A 15139-nucleotide genomic window follows, 5' to 3' on the forward strand; every position below is an offset into this window, starting at 1 on the left:
TGGAAGTGCTGGTCTCAAGAGAGAGTTTTTAACCCATTGAATATAAAGGAAAAATAAGAATAATTCCCGCTTGGCACGGTTTCTGCTTTAAATACCGCGACACAATACAAATATCAGGTTGTGCAAACTTTCTCGTCGGTGATCCACGGGGAAGTGCCATGACGATCAACACAAGCAAGAAAGGATTTTGAAATGGAAAAGTCAACAAAGTTTAAAAGCGTTCTCGGCACCGCTGCGTTGATCGCCAGTGGAGCGGTTGGTGCTGCGCCGATGTATATCGATGTGTCGGGTATCGAGTCGGTCAACGGTAATACGTACGATTATACGTTCGGCTCTCATACCGCTGACGCCGATACACAGACCGGTATATTTTCTGAATTCGGCTTCAGCCAGTTCCTGGCAACGTCGATCTACGATTTCACCGATGCTTCAATTTTCGGCACTTTCTCTGACACCAATGATTTAACGACACTGGGTGGTTTGGGAATTCCAGCTTCAGGCCCTTCCCTGGGTGGTCCAAATGTGTCTTTAGTCCTGCCGGATTGTGTGGGTGGTCAGTGTGATATCGATGCGTTGAGCCCGATAGTGCCGCCGCTTAGTGGTGATAGTGAAGGCTTTCTTGGAACGTGGGATCTTCAGGCTGAATATACGCTGAATGGCGTCCTAGGTGCTTCTGGGCCGACTTATACCAGCGGTACGTTTGATGTGTATTTTAATTCGTTGATTGACGATGCAGACGACCAGCTGGTTTTTTCAGCCACGTTAACCGGTTCTAATATACAAGCCGCAAACCTGGATCTGTTCTTCGACGTTGAGTACGCTCTGCCTGGATTCCTCTGGGTGCAGAACAGCGGCGGTTATTTTGTCGACGCTGGTCTGAACGATCTCGAATCCGGAGCTGTTAACCCGGTTACGTTGGCCCTGGATACCAATGTCAACCCGCCGATACCGACACTCGACCAGCTCCTGCTGATTGGAACGAATGCAATTCGTCAGACTACTCTTGACGGCTCCGTGACTGCACAGATCCCGGTTCCGGGCACGCTGGCACTGCTGGGTCTGGGTCTGGCTGGCCTGGGTAGCCGCCTGCGAGGGCGTCGCCGCGCTTAAGACCGAACGGGTATTGCTCAATGAAAACCGGCCTGGGTTATCCAGGCCGGTTTTTTTACGATTGACTATCGCTGTCAGGCACGGGTATGCGCGGCCCCGTTCCCGAAGGTCGGGTATAATCAGTGGCGGTATTTCTCCAGCATTTTCTTCACGAATACAAACATCAGTCGCTGGATGGGGTTTCTGTTGCCCAGGGGGCGCCAGGTTTTGATCAGCTTGTTGCGGTAGGCATCGAAATGCATACCGTGGGGCGCGTGAATGATCGGGCCCCTTCCCAGCAATAGCTTGATTGCATTGGTGCAGGCGACGCCCGCGGCCAGGTCGATACCTATGGCGGTGGAGGGTACCTTTTCACGCTCGAAATCAATCGCGGATTGCTCCGCGACATAGTGACGCTGTTGCATCGCGGGAGAGACGCCGATCATAAATTTGATCAGTCGGTCCTCGTAGTTTTCCACATCGTCAAACCGGAAATAGTCTTCGAAACTCATTCTGCCCGGTAAAAAAATCAGGACGGCGGTACCCATGCCCATGGGTGCGGCAGTGATCGAGGGAATGCCCAGCTCGTAGCAGCGGGCGAACACCTTGCGGCGGATCTCCAGTGCAAAAAAATCCAGGCTGTCGATATACAGATCCACATCGCGGAGAAATTCATCGAGGTTGGTTTCCGTCACACCCTGATCGAAGACAGTGATCTGCGCTTCGGGATTGATATCGAGACAGGCCCGGCGCATCACCTCCGCTTTGCCCTGGTGGAGCGTGGACATGGTTGCGCCGTGCTGGCGGTTAAGGTTGGCCATTTCGAAGGTGTCCAGGTCGGAAATCGTGAAGCGACCGATACCGGACCGGGCCAGGGTGATCAGGTGGCTTCCCCCGACACCCCCCAGGCCGGCAATGGCGACGCGCTTGCTCCTGAGTGTCTCCTGCTCCTGCTCAGTAAACCAGCCGATATTGCGGGCAAATGCTTCATTGTAACGGAAAGGGTCGTTCATGATCGTCCGGGCCTCATTGACTGGAATGAAATTCCAGCTTAATTAGGGGAAGCCTAACCGGGTAGTGTACTTACCGCAACTGCCCGGGACTGTCTAAATAGGATGTCACAAAACTGTAATACGCCCGTCGGAAGATCACCCCAATGGGTCCAGTGGGATAAGTAATCCGCTTCACTACCAACATCACAGATGGGTTCAGTCTGTTCTCCTTGTATTGATGCTGACAGCCATCGGCGGCTCCTGCTTTGCCGGGGCTGGGGCTGTTGGGTATAGCAGAGTGCAAGCGGATCACCACGGCCTGATATCTCACTCATCCAAAAAGTCCCAATTTCTTGGGTGGGCAATAAGTATCTCCGACCAGAGGTACTGTACCAGCAAAAAGCCAGCGCAGTGGTAATACCTATAGCCTACAGGTATATGCCATGTGGCTGTTCCAGAAGATCTATTGTGCGGGGGCATCGCTGAAATTCCTGAATATGTCGAAATGCCTTACATTTCCTGTCCAGCTGCACTTTGTGCGCCAGCGAACAGACTTTTCCCCGCTTCACAATATACTGAAATTTATACAAATTATTCATCACTCTCCGGAATATTTCCGGATGGCTTGAATTTTGCAGGCATCTGTTAAGAATGTACGCCAGTTACCGAAACAGTAACTTATATACCGCGGAAAGGTATCAAGAAGCTATCTCAAAATGGAAGATGCTGCAGCTCAAGTTCCGCTGCTCCTGAGGGAGGGCCACTACACGGAGGTTTATGATGACCAGAGATACCAGTAAGTCTCTGCAAACAGTGCCCGATAGAGATAAACTCGATCTCGATCTCGACAAAGAGAGACTCGATAGAGATGGACAGGGTGCGGCTGTAAATGTTGATTTACGTCGTCGCCGGATCCTGGCGGCGGGGGCATCGTCGTCGCTGCTACTCTCTATCGCCAGCCGTCCTGCCTGGGCGCAGGGCGGTATGTGTACGGCGTCAGCCGTGGCCTCTGCCAACGCATCTGGTGGTTACGATTTCGCCGGTTGCGGGATTTCGGCCGGCTGGTGGAAGAACAACAAGGACCGCTGGCCGATCCCGCCTACAACTCTGTTCCATTCGTTGTTTGCCTATGTCGAATACGAGAACGAGGGCATATTATACGATGGCTTAACACTGGGAGAGGTTATTGATCTCAATGGTAATAGAGATCCGGTGCAAGGGAATTTCGGATTTCCGCTGATTGGCGCATTATTGAATGCGACGCAGTTTCCACCCAGTCCGTCAACGCCAGGGTATGCGTTCACGGCACAGCAAGTGATCGATGCCTATAACGCACTGCATGAGGCAGCGCCGGCCTTGTTCCAGGCTCTTGCGGGTACACTGGATACGGCTAACAACCAGTTTGACGCCAGCACCGGCAAACCCGAGCCCTGGTAAAGGCAGTGACAGCCGATACCCGGCTTCGTCTGGCCGCAGACAGGCGGATGTGGCGAATTTGGGACGATGCCGTTGTCGTTTTCGAGCCCCTTTCCGGGGACACTCACCGATTTGAGGGCCCTGCGGGGCGCATCTTCACATTGCTGAACGATGCAGACCGCAGCCAGCTGGAGCTTGAGACAGCCCTTGATTCTGTCTCAGACCGGGAAAAAATCGCCGAGGTTCTGAAACTGTTGCTGGCAATGGAATTGTTGGAGCCCGCCTGAAGTGTTGCTGAAAGAACTGGCTTCCAGTAAAGTCCGCCGCCGCTTGCAGTCCGGGGGGCTCACTCTACGAACTGGCCCTTTCGTTTTCCGGATTCGCAGCCCTATCAGACACGTGGCCAGCTCACTGACTACACTCTATGCCGATACGCCTCTGGCAGCCGATGAGGAGTTTGTGGACTTCCACGTGCGCGTGAGATTGTCGCAGGGACCGCGGCGCCTGTACCGTGCGCAATCCGAGTTCGATCTCGATGGAGTCATGCCTTTCAAGCCCTTGCCCGGCCCACAGGCGTTGGCTATGCTCGAATGGGGTATGAATTGGTGTATTTACAATCATGCCCATCATCTGTTGATACTCCACGGCGCTGTACTGGAAAAGAACGGTGGCGCCATGCTGTTGCCGGCTCCTTCCGGTTCGGGCAAAAGTACGCTTTGCGCCGGTTTGATGCACCGTGGATGGCGACTTCTCTCGGATGAATTGATACTGATCGATCCGGAGCAGCGCCAGGTGCTCCCGCTCTGCCGTCCCGTGAGCCTTAAAAACCGTTCGATTTCTCTGATCAGAGAGTTCGCGCCGGAAGCTGTACTGACAGATCCCATCCTCGACACGGCCAAGGGTAGCGTGGCCCATCTGCGACCCGATGCGGACAGCATCGCGCGTGCAAACGAACCAGTGCCTATCCGCTGGGCAGTGTTTCCACGTTTCGAAGCCGGAAGTGAAACGCGGTTAACGGGTGTCCGACGTGCCGATGCCTTTATGATGTTGGTCGACAACGCCTTCAATTACAGTCTACTGGCCGAACGCGGTTTCGAGACGTTGGCTGACGTCGTGGACGGCTTAGAGGCCCGCCAGCTTGAATACAGTGACCTGGACAACGCTATCACAGCACTTGGTCGGCTGACCGATGGGCGATCTTCCTGATGGGGCCTTCCTGCCTGCTGATTGACCTTCTGTTGAATCCGCTACTTTGCCGTGGCTTCAGTCTGCGTGACTGGGAAACAGTTATTCGCCAAGCACGAGTTTCATCCATGCAGGTCCGCCTTGCCACCAGACTGCAGGAGGAAGGTTTGTACGACGACGTGCCGCTGGCACCACAGCGTCACCTCGAGGCTGCATTGACGTTGCGTGATCGTCAGCGGGTTGCTGTTCGCTGGGAAGTCGAATATCTGGCACGCATGACAGCGTCTGTAAATGTCCCGTTGGTCCTGCTCAAGGGCGCCGCGTACGAAATGGCCCGGCTACCACCAGGGCGCTGCCGTGTATTCGCCGATTTCGATTTGCTGGTACCCCGCGAGGCCCTGGAGCGTGTTGAGATTGCTGCGATGACTCATGGCTGGACATCGGCACACCAGAATGCCTACGATCAGCGCTACTACCGCCAGTGGATGCACGAACTACCGCCAATGCGCCACATCACCCGTCGCAGTGTGATTGATATCCATCACAACCTGGTGCCGGATACTGCCCGACTGCAACCGAACGCCGCCAGCCTGCTTGCCGATTCAGTAGCCTGCCCGGATCGTTCGGACGTGCGAGTTCTGAGCCCGCCGGACATGGTCCTGCACAGTGTCGTGCATCTCTTTCACGATGGTGAGTTTGATAAGGGGCTGCGTGACCTGTTCGATCTGCGTGACCTGCTGGAACACTTTATGACATCCGCCGAAGACTGGCAGCTTCTGACAACACGGGCACGGAATATGGGCCTGCAGCGCCCTTTATATTATGCCTTACGCTATCTGCAGCGTTGGCTTGATACTCCCGTGCCCTTCGAGGTCACGCAACAGCTGCAGGGCGCTAAGCCTGCGGTTCCGGCCAGGCTGATGGATGCCACCTTCGAGCGGGGTCTGCTGCCCAATCATGAGACCTGCAGCGATCGGTGGTGCGCGCCGGCCAGGTTGCTGCTGTACGCTCGTGGCCATGCCCTGCGCATGCCGCCGCACCTCCTGGTACCTCATCTGTTCCGCAAGGCTTTGCGACGGCTGCATCTGGCTAATGACGGGTGAAGCTCAATTGCTGGCGTCATCCGCGCTTTCCAGGAGGGTCTTGAGCCAGGTAATAGGGATGGCGTAACTGATACCGGAAGGTCGCTCGAGAACGGCTTCGCGGGACTCCTTGATAAACACGCTGTTCAGTACGCCGATTACCTCGCCATCGCTCTGACGGTATACCGGACTGCCACTGTTGCCAGGATACGCAATGGCGTCGAGCTGAAACACATCGAAGGGATTGCGCATGCGGCGCAGCTGAGTGGGCGTCAGGTCGGCGGCATTATCCGCCGAGCGTACGGCCGGAGTGATGGACGAGACTATGCCTCTGTGCGTGACCGGGAAAAGCCCCAGCACCGCACCGATGGGGAAACCGGTAAAGGCCATCACTTCCCCTTCGCGCACGGAATCAGCATCGCCCAGCTCCAGCGCCGGCAACGGGTCGCCCTGGATCCGGAGCAGGGCCAGGTCGTGCTCCTGGTCCTCTGCGACGACTTCGGCCAGGCGCACACGAGCATCCCGGCCGCGTCCGACGAACACCGCAAGGGACTGGCGGTTCCCATCGTCCAGGGTATCCGGCAATACGTGGTGATTGGTGGCGATGAGGCTGCCGTCGCCCACGGCAAAGCCGGTGCCGAGCAGCTGGTCCGGCCGCGCGCCACCGATCGGCTGGCGCCTCGGGTACGAGGTGCCGACACCCACGATTGATGGACGGATTAAATCGATAATGTCGGGCAGGTCAGCGAGGGCCAAGGGCATTATTAACAGCCCGGCTGACAAGCCTGCTAATCGAAAGAAGTAAAAGTTGCTCATAAAACGCCGCCTAATTCTGTCTCAGGATAATTGCTGACCGGTTTCATGTGTCAAACTTTTTAAAATGTACCTTAGCACAGTTAACAGACAGTCTATCTGTCTATGTATAGCCACCGCGCGGCCTGTGCTGGGCGTTCAGCGCCATGCGAAGCAGGAAGCGCGGCGTAGTCCGGTCCCAGGGCGTGAAACGTGGTAGCTGGAGGAGGTCTGTCCTCCTGTCCGACACGCCATGATCGGTGCTGACGGCCGCTGTGAAACCGGCATCCCGCACGTGCTCCACATGATTATTATTGTAGTCGACTCCGCGGCGGCCATTCGGGTAGGCGAACAGCTGAACAGGTTCGCTGAGAATGCGTTCCAAATCTGCTTTACCCGCCCCGATTTCTTCTCGCGCTCGCTCGTCGGTCAGTCGAGCCAGTATAGGGTGCGATACGGTGTGTCCGCCGATTTCCATTCCGAGCTGCCGCAGGTTCCGTACCTGATCCCGCGTCAACATAAGATTGGTTGGGAGATTTTCTGTCATTGACCCTATCGCCGTTACTAGGGTATTGCGCTGATGCTCTTCCAGGTACTTGATCCGATTGATAATGTCGTAAGCCGTCGTCCGGCGTTCTTCAAGAGTAGATAGCGCGTACACCGCCAGATCCATGGCCGATAAGTCCAGCTGCTCGCCTGGATAATTCCGCAAAGTTTCTATGACTGTATCATTCCACATGCGTCCCCCATCCAGATAGCCAGTCGCAATAAAGAACGTGGCCGGGATATCCAGTTGCTGCATGATTGGAGCAGCCACTGTCAGATTGTCCGCGTAACCATCGTCAAAGGTCACACAGGCGGCCCGTGGCGGCAGGTGTCCGTCGCGCAGCAGGAGCACGGCCTGGCCCAGGGGGAGAACATTGAAGTGGCGTTTCAGTAGCTGCATCTGCCACTTGAACTGGCCTGCAGTCGGTACACCAGGCCGCATAAAATCCCGCTCGGGGACAACGCTGTGGTAGATCAGTACCGACAGACATTGCCTGCCCAGTGTGAGATATCCCAGGCGGAAGAGGGCATCCTGGGCCTGCTGCAGCAACCGCAGACTCTCAGGTCCGGACTCGGGGTGTGGATGCTCATCAACGTGCGACATAATTATGTGTAAAGCCTAAGAAACCTCTGATTAATCATGGAAACGCTCTGCGGGAGTCTGTCGGGTGCCACTGCAAGGCGTCGAGGCCCAGCCCTTGCCAAGTGCGACAACGCTGCAGTGGCGCCCGACCGGCCCCGCCCGAAGGGGCTTTCAGGCGAGCCCACTGGCTTCGTTGCCTCGCCGTGACAGGCCGACGCATGCCGGCAGCAAGGCGCCTCATCTGTGACTTCGCCACAAAGCCAGAGAGATTCCATGATTAATCAGAGGCTCCTTAAAGCATGTGTTGAATTTGCAGCCTTCGCCATTTGGTCCATCCTGATACCCAGGTGGGGAGACCCGGGACAGTCTTTAGCTGCTGCATCATAGCTCAACAGGAGTGTGTTCGCGGCGGAACTCCAGCACATTTTTGAATACCTCAATGACTTCCCTGGCCACATGGCCCCATGATCGTAGTTGGCCATCCGCAGCAATCCGTTTGCGGTCCCAATCGATGGACAGTGCCTTTTCTATGCCGGCCACAAAGGCATCAACGTTCCGTTCCACGATGAGTCCATATTCCGGACGTGTCAATATCTCGGGGATACCGTTCACGTTGGTGGCAACGACTGGAGTTCCACAGGCCAGACTTTCGCTGACGACATTCGGCCACCCTTCGCGGCTGCTGCCTAGGAACGAGATGTCAGCCGCAGAATACCAGTACTTCAGCCTGGCATTGTCCACTTCGCCCACCAGATGCACAAGATCTGACAGACCGAGGCCATCGATCTGTTGCTGTAACTTCGCCCTGAGACCCCCGCGGCCGATTATATAGGTGCTGAAATTCAAACTGCCTTTGTTTTTTAAAATCCCGAGTGCCTGGATAAGCAGGTGATGGCCTTTCAGCTCTACCAGGTTGCCGACAGAGATCAGTACGCTCTTCTGAGGATCTTCGAGTTGAAGTATTCTGCGGGCCTCAGCTGTGTCAACGGGCTGCATTGTTTGTGGATCTATCCCATTGGGTATTACGGCGACTCGACCCCTGGCAGCACCATTGCCCCACATGGCTTCCGCCAGTGACTGGCTGACTGCGATCTGATGGGAAGTCTGTTTTAGCGTTTGCTTAATAAGTGGGGCAATACTGCGGATGGAGGGATACAGATTCATGTCAGTTCCGCGGGCAGACACTACAACGGGTATGTTGAGCTTGTGGCCCAGCAGCATAGCCGCCAGCCCGTCCGGATAGACATAGTGTGCGTCAATCAGATCAAATGGCCATGCTTTGTAGAGTTTCTCGACGGTTCGGACGCTGCCCCGGTACATGGATTTCCCGTATAGAGACATACCGATTTTTGGAGTCACAACGTATCGCGGGTGTTGCACGTCAAGGTCAGCAATCCGTTCTTGATCCGGCACTTTTGCCAGTCGCTGCCAGCGCCCATCGCCGGGTATAATGCGTGGAAACCAAGGCACGGGAGCGACAACCCTGACTTCCACGCCGGGAATGTCATTGACTGCCGCCATACGGTTCTTGATGAATACGGCACTGTTGGGGTACTGATTGTTGGGGAATAATGAGGTAAAAGTCAGAATTCGCATGCTCTGCTAGTACCTCGCTTTGTCGAAAACCTTCATTGAATTAAGGTCTGCCAGGGATTATTTGATACAATCGCCATAGTGTAAGACAGAGATTCATCACATGCATGCATTGATTGACTGTCTTTATTCGTTTGCCGAGGAGCGAACCGGCGCTCCCAGAATGGATACAACCGACAAGCTCTGTGTGCTATCGCACAGAGGGACAGGCCGGTACCGCATATGCTGCAGGATAAATTCCTAATTTCGAATGATCAGAGGAATTTCCAAGAAGGCTACCAGACTGCGGGTAATCTAATACAGGCTCTTGGGTTCGGAGCTTTGAAATAGTGGCTTTGACAAACTAATCTTGGGTTTCAGCGTCAGCCAATCCTAAAACCACCAATTTTCGGTAATCGTACATGATCGGCATCGACATCGACAGTCTGTATGTATTGATGGTGGTCTGCAGCATCTGCTACCTGTTTTACTGGTCCGATAAGCGGGATGAAGAGTAATGCGTGACTTGTTGATGGTAGGTTTTTTGTTCGTCGCGACCTACTACTCTTTTCGGCGTCCGTATCTGGGGGTGGCAGCCTGGATCTGGATCGCGCTAATTGCACCGGCCAACTGGGCTTGGGGATTTTCCCAAAGTTTCAGGCTCAATCTGACAATAGTGCTGGTGACATTTTTATCGTATCTGTTTGTGATAAAGCGCAAATCTCTACCTATGACAGGTATCACTGCCTGGGTGTTGTTATTTGGATTCTGGACTTTGCTCAGTACCGCCTTCCACATACGATCCGATTCAGGCGAGGTACTTAGAGACGCAGAAGAATTCTTCAAAGTTTTATTGCTGTTCGTTTTCATGGTCTTGATATTCCGTAAACGACTTCATATTGACACATTAATATGGGCCATTGTCCTGGCCCTTTCGTCCTATGCGGCGATGGAGGCGGTCAAATTCATCCTGTCCGGTGGCGGCTATCGAATAGTCGGGAAGGCCGGGCGACTCATTGATCGGAATGATCTCGCGGTGGCCATCAACATGTGTATTCCACTGGTAATCTATCTGATCCAGATAACTAGACATAAATGGCTGCGCCTGGGGCTATGGGGGCTATTGATGCTCAATATAGTCAGTATCGTCGGCACCTACTCACGGGGCGGGTTTATCGGCCTTTGTGTGCTGGGCATTGCATTCTGGCTCAAGTCCAACCACAAAATGGCGTTGACACTGCTCGTGATCCTGGCGTTGCCAGTTCTTTATCAAAGTGCGCCGGACGATTGGAAAGCACGCCAGAGTACTGTGTCAACTGCCGCAGAGAGTGACGGTTCATTCATTGGGCGTCTCTGGGCCTGGAAGATCTCGACCATGATTGCACTGGACAACCCGGTGACGGGCGGCGGCTTCAGGTCGGTCACGGATCGATCAGTTTGGAACTATTATGCCCCGCGAACTCCTGAATTTGGACCTGTCTACACTAGGCCTATTCCTGAGGGGCTAAGACCAAAAGCAGCTCACAATATCTATTTTCAGGTGTTGGGAGATCACGGCTTTGTCGGGCTGTTCTTTTTTGGAATGATGCTTCTGACAGCCCTGTTCAATACTATGAAGAATGCCAGGTTGGGCAAGCAATATGGTGTGGACTGGTTTCGGTATCTCTCCAATGCGCTGTCTCTTTCGTTGGTGGGTTATGGTATTACCGGCTTGAACGTGAGCCTGGCGTATTTTGACTTACTGTATGCCGTCATTGGGACAGTAGCGGTCATGACGATGTTGCGGTGGAGTTTTCTGCCAAGCACAGAGAAGGAAGCCAGCCAATTCGGATATCGGCAAGTGAGAAGCAACGGTGAGTTGGTAAGCGAGCGGATCTGAAGGGTGTCCATGGAATGTTTTCTTGAGGGATCGAAGTGAATGTTGGAGCAGGTAGCGTAAACCCAGAGCACCGCGGTCCCGAAGTGGTCCTGCTCTTTGGTATGCCGCGATCCGGTACAACCTGGTTGGCAAAGATCTTTGACAGTCATCCCAATACCCTGTACCGACATGAGCCGGACAGCTACGGTCGATTGGACCACCTGCCTTGGGCACCGGAGCCGGGCGTATGGGCACAGCACCATGGAGAATTGCGGGATTTCGTGCAGGGCCTGGCTGGTATCCGTGATGCGAAAATATCCGCCACATTGCCGCAGTTCCACAAGAACTATCTGAATCTATTGCAACGCTCTTGGAATCGAGGCGCGGTCACGGCAGTTAAAGTTGCCGGGCGGCTATCATTAAGAGTTTCTGTTCCTTTATGGCTGCCAGTCTCTTCAGTAGAGCGATCAGTATTGGTAAGCAAGTCCATCGAATCCTTGGCACGTATGGGGCTGTTCGCGACGGCTCTGCCCGACAGTCGGAATGTAGTAATTGTCCGTCATCCCTGTGGATACCTCGGATCGGTATTGCGAGGCCGCTCGCTGCAGCAGTTCGATGACAACGAAAGCATCGGTGAAGACCACGGTATCCTGAAGCTGCTGGCAGGTACCCAAGTGGCTTCTCGTCATGGCGTCTCGCTGGACTATTTATGCAGTCTACCGCCGCTGGAGCGGATCGTTTGGCAATGGGTGCTCACAAACGACAAGGCATTGCAGGATAGTGATGGTTTATCTAATGTGTGTGCGGTTTCCTATGAGCAGTTTTGTGCTGATCCATTGAATGAAGCAAAAAAATTGTATGATTGGGTTGGGCTGGATCTGGCGCAGCAGACGATTGACTTCCTGAGCGCCAGCACGACCACGCACCGTGACCGTTACTATAGTGTATACAAGGATCCCATGCGTACCGCCAATGCCTGGCGGCAACAATTGCCCGAAGATGTTCAGAGGCGAGTAATCGCTATTGCCGGTCACTCATTGACATGGCAGCGATACTACGCTGACTGACACGGTCGCCTGGATTGCAATATTTGCGGGCTTTAGCGAAGGCATAATCGCGAACAGGTTGTGCGGACTATGGTCGCGAAGCCATCTGGAGTGCCTTTAGTTCCCTTTTCATCTTGTCATAGCACTCGCAGGCTAGTCTTTCGAGTTCGGGCCGGTCCAGAATCTCAATCCTGCCACGCCCGTATTCAATCACGCCCAGTTTCTGTAGCCTGCCAGCCGCCCCGGTGATGCCTTCCCGCCGAACCCCCAGCAATTTGGCGATCTGCTCTTGGGTAACCAGCAGTTCGTGAATTTCCATTCGGTCTGTTGCGCTCAGCAGCCATCGACAAAGTTGCTGGCTGACCGTATGGTGACGATTGCATAGCGCTGTCTGTGCTACCTGACTAATGAGGAATTGCGTGTAGTAGAGCGTAGTCTTGAGCAGTTCGCCGTGGCGATCGAACTCATCGCGAAACACCTTGATTGGGAGACGGTAAATCGAACCGGCACATTGCGCGACAGCTCGATTAGGCGCCTCTATTGCGCCCAGGAGTGAGGAGGCATCAATAACACCCTCCCTCCCGACCTGCGCAATTTCACCAGTAACAGCGCCTCCAATGTCATACACCAATGACACGAGGCAATCGACAGGGAAATAGATGTACCGCAGAGTTTCACCAGGTTCGTGAAGACAGTTCCCGACAGTCAGCGTCATCAGATCGAGACAGGGGAAAAGCCGAGCCCGGGCATGAACTGGCAGCCCGGCTAGAACAAGATTTTGCTCGGGCCGGACCATAGCATTTGTATGTCGGCCTGAAGGTAGCACCTGCAAACTGCAATACCCCCGGTGGAGGAGAATGGATTTTCAATTCAGGGTGTGCAGTAAACCCCTGAACAGCACGTCCAATCTGTTCGATGCCGTACGCAGATGCTGCTATTTCCAGCGGAGAAGGGCAGTGGAGCGTGGTAACAGTCGGTCGGTTTCAGCCTTTACGACGCTGTAACATTCACAGCAAAGCGCTTCAAGGCCGGGGCGGTCCAGGATTTTCAGTCGGCCACGGCGGCATTCAATCAGTCCCAGGCTCTTCATTCGACCGGCGGCTTCGGTAACGCTTTCCCGCCTTACGCCGAGCATGGTGGCCAGGTTTTCGTGGGTCACTTCCAGTTCATCGCCGTGCACCCGATCAAACGACTGAAGTAATACGCGGCACAGCTGTTGCTCGATAGAGTGGTGACGATTGCAGATGGCTGTCTGTGCCACCTGCGTGAAAAGGGTCTGGGTATAGCTCAGTAACAGAGAAAGCATTTCACCGTGACGGGAAAATTCCTGTCTGAGCCGTGTCGCTGGCAAGCGATAGGCATATCCGCCGCTTCGAACGACCGCCTGTCGGGGGATAGTGTCGCCACCCATGAAGGCTGAGATTCCGACCATACCTTCATTTCCCACCATGGAAACCTCCGTGCAGTCTCCATTCTCGAGCATGGCGACGATGCCAACGATAGAGCCAATTGGGAAATAGGCATGATCTATCTTTTCACCGACCTCATGAAGCACCTTGCCGCGAGGAAGCTCCACCAACTCCATGTGAGGGAGCAGGCGACTGCGCGAGTCGGCCGGTATGGCTGCCAGAAGTTGATTTTGCTGCAGCGCCGAAACTAAGGGTATGGCACGCATGACAGTCTCCTTTCATTCATTACTTTCCTGGCTCCTTGCGGCCATCGATTTATCTCACCTGACTTTGTTGGCCTGAGATCCGGCTGACCCTACCTCTTGCGCTCATTTCAGGAGCATGGGTGTTGAACGCATGCTCTAGAGCCTCTCCCGACCGTTTCTGCTTGATGGGTTCAGCCACTGTGGTCGGGAAGTATCGACCCAAAAGGCCAGATGCACTGTGAAGTAGCTCCGCTTTTCATGAAAAAGGCACCAAATCAATGGCTTTCGTTACCAACCTCAAGGAAGTATTCACGCCGCGAAGGTTCGCTCTGCGCAGTATGAGAAGGGCCTGTTAGGACCACGATTACAGCTGGAGCCGTGGAACTTATTGATATTGTTGTGGTCTCAGCAAAGGATTAGCCCGTGTACTTCAGTCTTAATGTAGGGCCTAGAAATGATCCTCCACAAATACACGAGACGGGGTATAGTCCAGTGCTTGCCATGAGCAATTGCGTCAGGCAAGAGCGATCTGCGCTTGGAGGAGTCGCTGCAGACCAACGACCTCAGCCAGTAGTCCGCCCGGTAGCGAGGCGGATTCTTAACGCGGAGAGTTCGGTCGAGTTAAGAGGCTATCAGGTTCGACTGGTTGGTGAAGCGGGTCAGCTGCGTGACGAGGTGGACCTGCTCGTGGCTGGCCGGTACAGTTCTCGTGGGTTGGGTACATCCGGTGAAGCCCATGCAGACAGCGGTAGCGAAAAAGTAACCATCGCCGCAGCGTTAGATCTAAAGGTGGTCGGCACGCTCACGCTGAGAATCGATTCACTGTCCGGCTTGTTCTCCGACTTGCTCTATCCCCGGGAAACCAATATCCTGCGAGCAAGCGGAGGTCGACTTTGTGAAGTCACACGCCTGGCACTCGATCCACAATCAGCCAGTCTTGAAGTTCTCGGGGCGTTGTTCAATGTGGCCTTTATCCTGGCCCGGGAAGTATTCGCCCGGACCGACCTCCTGGCCGAGGTACACCCCCGGCATACAGGTTTCTATCGGCGCACCATGGGCTATCGGGTTCTCGGGCCGAAGCGTCTTTGTCTGAGGGTCAATGCCCCGGCCATTCTTATGCACCTGAGGCTTGGCTTTGCCGCTGATCTGGTTCGAGAATTCGCCGGCAGCGAAGCCCGGCATGATCGGAATCTTTATCGGCTATTTGCGCCACCACCAGAACAGCATGCCATCCTACAGAAATTGACTGTGCCGGGTGCAGGTGGTCAGCGCTGAAAGGTTAAATTGTCTGTTATCGAACAGAGGGGTGGAACAGCATTGGTTA

The 15139-nt window shown here is 54.5% G+C and carries 14 protein-coding genes; 8 read left to right on the forward strand and 6 right to left on the reverse strand.

Going from position 1 to position 15139, the window contains the following annotated elements:
* The first annotated feature begins 192 nt into the window (after positions 1-192).
* Positions 193-1110, forward strand: coding sequence for a PEP-CTERM sorting domain-containing protein (locus R3F50_10580; GenBank protein ID MEZ5490752.1), 918 nt, complete (start codon positions 193-195; stop codon positions 1108-1110).
* A 119-nt stretch (positions 1111-1229) separates the two neighbouring features.
* Here R3F50_10580 and R3F50_10585 read toward each other — a convergent pair whose 3' ends face one another.
* Positions 1230-2102 carry a ThiF family adenylyltransferase gene (locus R3F50_10585; GenBank protein ID MEZ5490753.1) on the reverse strand — a complete coding sequence of 291 codons (873 nt, stop codon included), beginning with the start codon at positions 2100-2102 and terminating at the stop codon, positions 1230-1232.
* A gap of 759 nt (positions 2103-2861) precedes the next feature.
* Here R3F50_10585 and R3F50_10590 point away from each other — a divergent pair.
* The 4 genes from R3F50_10590 to R3F50_10605 are packed head-to-tail and all read left to right on the forward strand — an operon-like array spanning position 2862 to position 5785.
* On the forward strand, positions 2862-3518 hold the full coding sequence (locus tag R3F50_10590; protein MEZ5490754.1) for a hypothetical protein: 657 nt from the start codon (positions 2862-2864) through the stop codon (positions 3516-3518).
* A gap of 47 nt (positions 3519-3565) precedes the next feature.
* Positions 3566-3784, forward strand: a complete 219-nt coding sequence (locus tag R3F50_10595; GenBank protein MEZ5490755.1) for an HPr-rel-A system PqqD family peptide chaperone — start codon at positions 3566-3568, stop codon at positions 3782-3784.
* A gap of 1 nt (position 3785) precedes the next feature.
* Positions 3786-4703 carry an HprK-related kinase A gene (locus tag R3F50_10600; GenBank protein ID MEZ5490756.1) on the forward strand — a complete coding sequence of 306 codons (918 nt, stop codon included), beginning with the start codon at positions 3786-3788 and terminating at the stop codon, positions 4701-4703.
* The gene (locus R3F50_10605; GenBank protein ID MEZ5490757.1) at positions 4703-5785 is read left to right on the forward strand and encodes a nucleotidyltransferase family protein; all 1083 of its coding nucleotides are present in this window, start codon (positions 4703-4705) and stop codon (positions 5783-5785) included. Before R3F50_10600 ends, R3F50_10605 begins: the two co-directional genes overlap by 1 nt.
* Positions 5786-5788: 3 nt before the next feature.
* On the opposite strand, the gene R3F50_10610 is transcribed toward R3F50_10605, so the two are convergent.
* From R3F50_10610 to R3F50_10620, 3 genes are all read right to left on the reverse strand, one after another.
* The gene (locus tag R3F50_10610) at positions 5789-6580 is read right to left on the reverse strand and encodes a serine protease (GenBank protein ID MEZ5490758.1); all 792 of its coding nucleotides are present in this window, start codon (positions 6578-6580) and stop codon (positions 5789-5791) included.
* Between the two features lie 100 nt (positions 6581-6680).
* The gene (locus R3F50_10615; GenBank protein MEZ5490759.1) at positions 6681-7706 is read right to left on the reverse strand and encodes a polysaccharide deacetylase family protein; all 1026 of its coding nucleotides are present in this window, start codon (positions 7704-7706) and stop codon (positions 6681-6683) included.
* Positions 7707-8066: 360 nt separating this feature from the next.
* Positions 8067-9281, reverse strand: a complete 1215-nt coding sequence (locus R3F50_10620) for a glycosyltransferase (protein ID MEZ5490760.1) — start codon at positions 9279-9281, stop codon at positions 8067-8069.
* A gap of 493 nt (positions 9282-9774) precedes the next feature.
* On the opposite strand from R3F50_10620, the gene R3F50_10625 reads away from it, so the two are divergent.
* Positions 9775-11136, forward strand: a complete 1362-nt coding sequence (locus R3F50_10625) for a putative O-glycosylation ligase, exosortase A system-associated (protein MEZ5490761.1) — start codon at positions 9775-9777, stop codon at positions 11134-11136.
* 35 nt (positions 11137-11171) lie between these two features.
* Entirely contained in the window at positions 11172-12182 is a 1011-nt protein-coding gene (locus R3F50_10630; protein ID MEZ5490762.1) for a sulfotransferase, read from the forward strand.
* Between the two features lie 67 nt (positions 12183-12249).
* On the opposite strand, the gene R3F50_10635 is transcribed toward R3F50_10630, so the two are convergent.
* Both R3F50_10635 and R3F50_10640 read right to left on the reverse strand, forming a co-directional pair.
* The gene (locus tag R3F50_10635; GenBank protein ID MEZ5490763.1) at positions 12250-12789 is read right to left on the reverse strand and encodes a Crp/Fnr family transcriptional regulator; all 540 of its coding nucleotides are present in this window, start codon (positions 12787-12789) and stop codon (positions 12250-12252) included.
* Positions 12790-13095: 306 nt separating this feature from the next.
* The gene (locus R3F50_10640; protein MEZ5490764.1) at positions 13096-13836 is read right to left on the reverse strand and encodes a Crp/Fnr family transcriptional regulator; all 741 of its coding nucleotides are present in this window, start codon (positions 13834-13836) and stop codon (positions 13096-13098) included.
* Positions 13837-14316: 480 nt separating this feature from the next.
* Here R3F50_10640 and R3F50_10645 point away from each other — a divergent pair, with 480 nt between their 5' ends.
* Positions 14317-15090: a long-chain N-acyl amino acid synthase gene (locus R3F50_10645; protein MEZ5490765.1), complete on the forward strand. Its 774-nt coding sequence runs from the start codon at positions 14317-14319 to the stop codon at positions 15088-15090.
* Positions 15091-15139: the final 49 nt, after the last annotated feature.

It is taken from the genome of Gammaproteobacteria bacterium (assembly GCA_041395725.1).
Classification (GTDB): Bacteria; Pseudomonadota; Gammaproteobacteria; order Pseudomonadales; family Pseudohongiellaceae; genus NORP240.

Bases quoted from the DNA above. Each gene is read 5' to 3' on its own strand.
- R3F50_10645 (MEZ5490765.1), top strand. From the start codon at position 14,317: ATGAGCAATTGCGTCAGGCAAGAGCGATCTGCGCTTGGAGGAGTCGCT.
- R3F50_10620 (MEZ5490760.1), bottom strand. From the start codon at position 9,281: ATGCGAATTCTGACTTTTACCTCATTATTCCCCAACAATCAGTACCCC.
- R3F50_10625 (MEZ5490761.1), top strand. From the start codon at position 9,775: ATGCGTGACTTGTTGATGGTAGGTTTTTTGTTCGTCGCGACCTACTAC.
- R3F50_10610 (MEZ5490758.1), bottom strand. From the start codon at position 6,580: ATGAGCAACTTTTACTTCTTTCGATTAGCAGGCTTGTCAGCCGGGCTG.
- R3F50_10615 (MEZ5490759.1), bottom strand. From the start codon at position 7,706: ATGTCGCACGTTGATGAGCATCCACACCCCGAGTCCGGACCTGAGAGT.
- R3F50_10595 (MEZ5490755.1), top strand. From the start codon at position 3,566: ATGTGGCGAATTTGGGACGATGCCGTTGTCGTTTTCGAGCCCCTTTCC.
- R3F50_10580 (MEZ5490752.1), top strand. From the start codon at position 193: ATGGAAAAGTCAACAAAGTTTAAAAGCGTTCTCGGCACCGCTGCGTTG.
- R3F50_10640 (MEZ5490764.1), bottom strand. From the start codon at position 13,836: ATGCGTGCCATACCCTTAGTTTCGGCGCTGCAGCAAAATCAACTTCTG.
- R3F50_10605 (MEZ5490757.1), top strand. From the start codon at position 4,703: ATGGGGCCTTCCTGCCTGCTGATTGACCTTCTGTTGAATCCGCTACTT.
- R3F50_10585 (MEZ5490753.1), bottom strand. From the start codon at position 2,102: ATGAACGACCCTTTCCGTTACAATGAAGCATTTGCCCGCAATATCGGC.
- R3F50_10590 (MEZ5490754.1), top strand. From the start codon at position 2,862: ATGACCAGAGATACCAGTAAGTCTCTGCAAACAGTGCCCGATAGAGAT.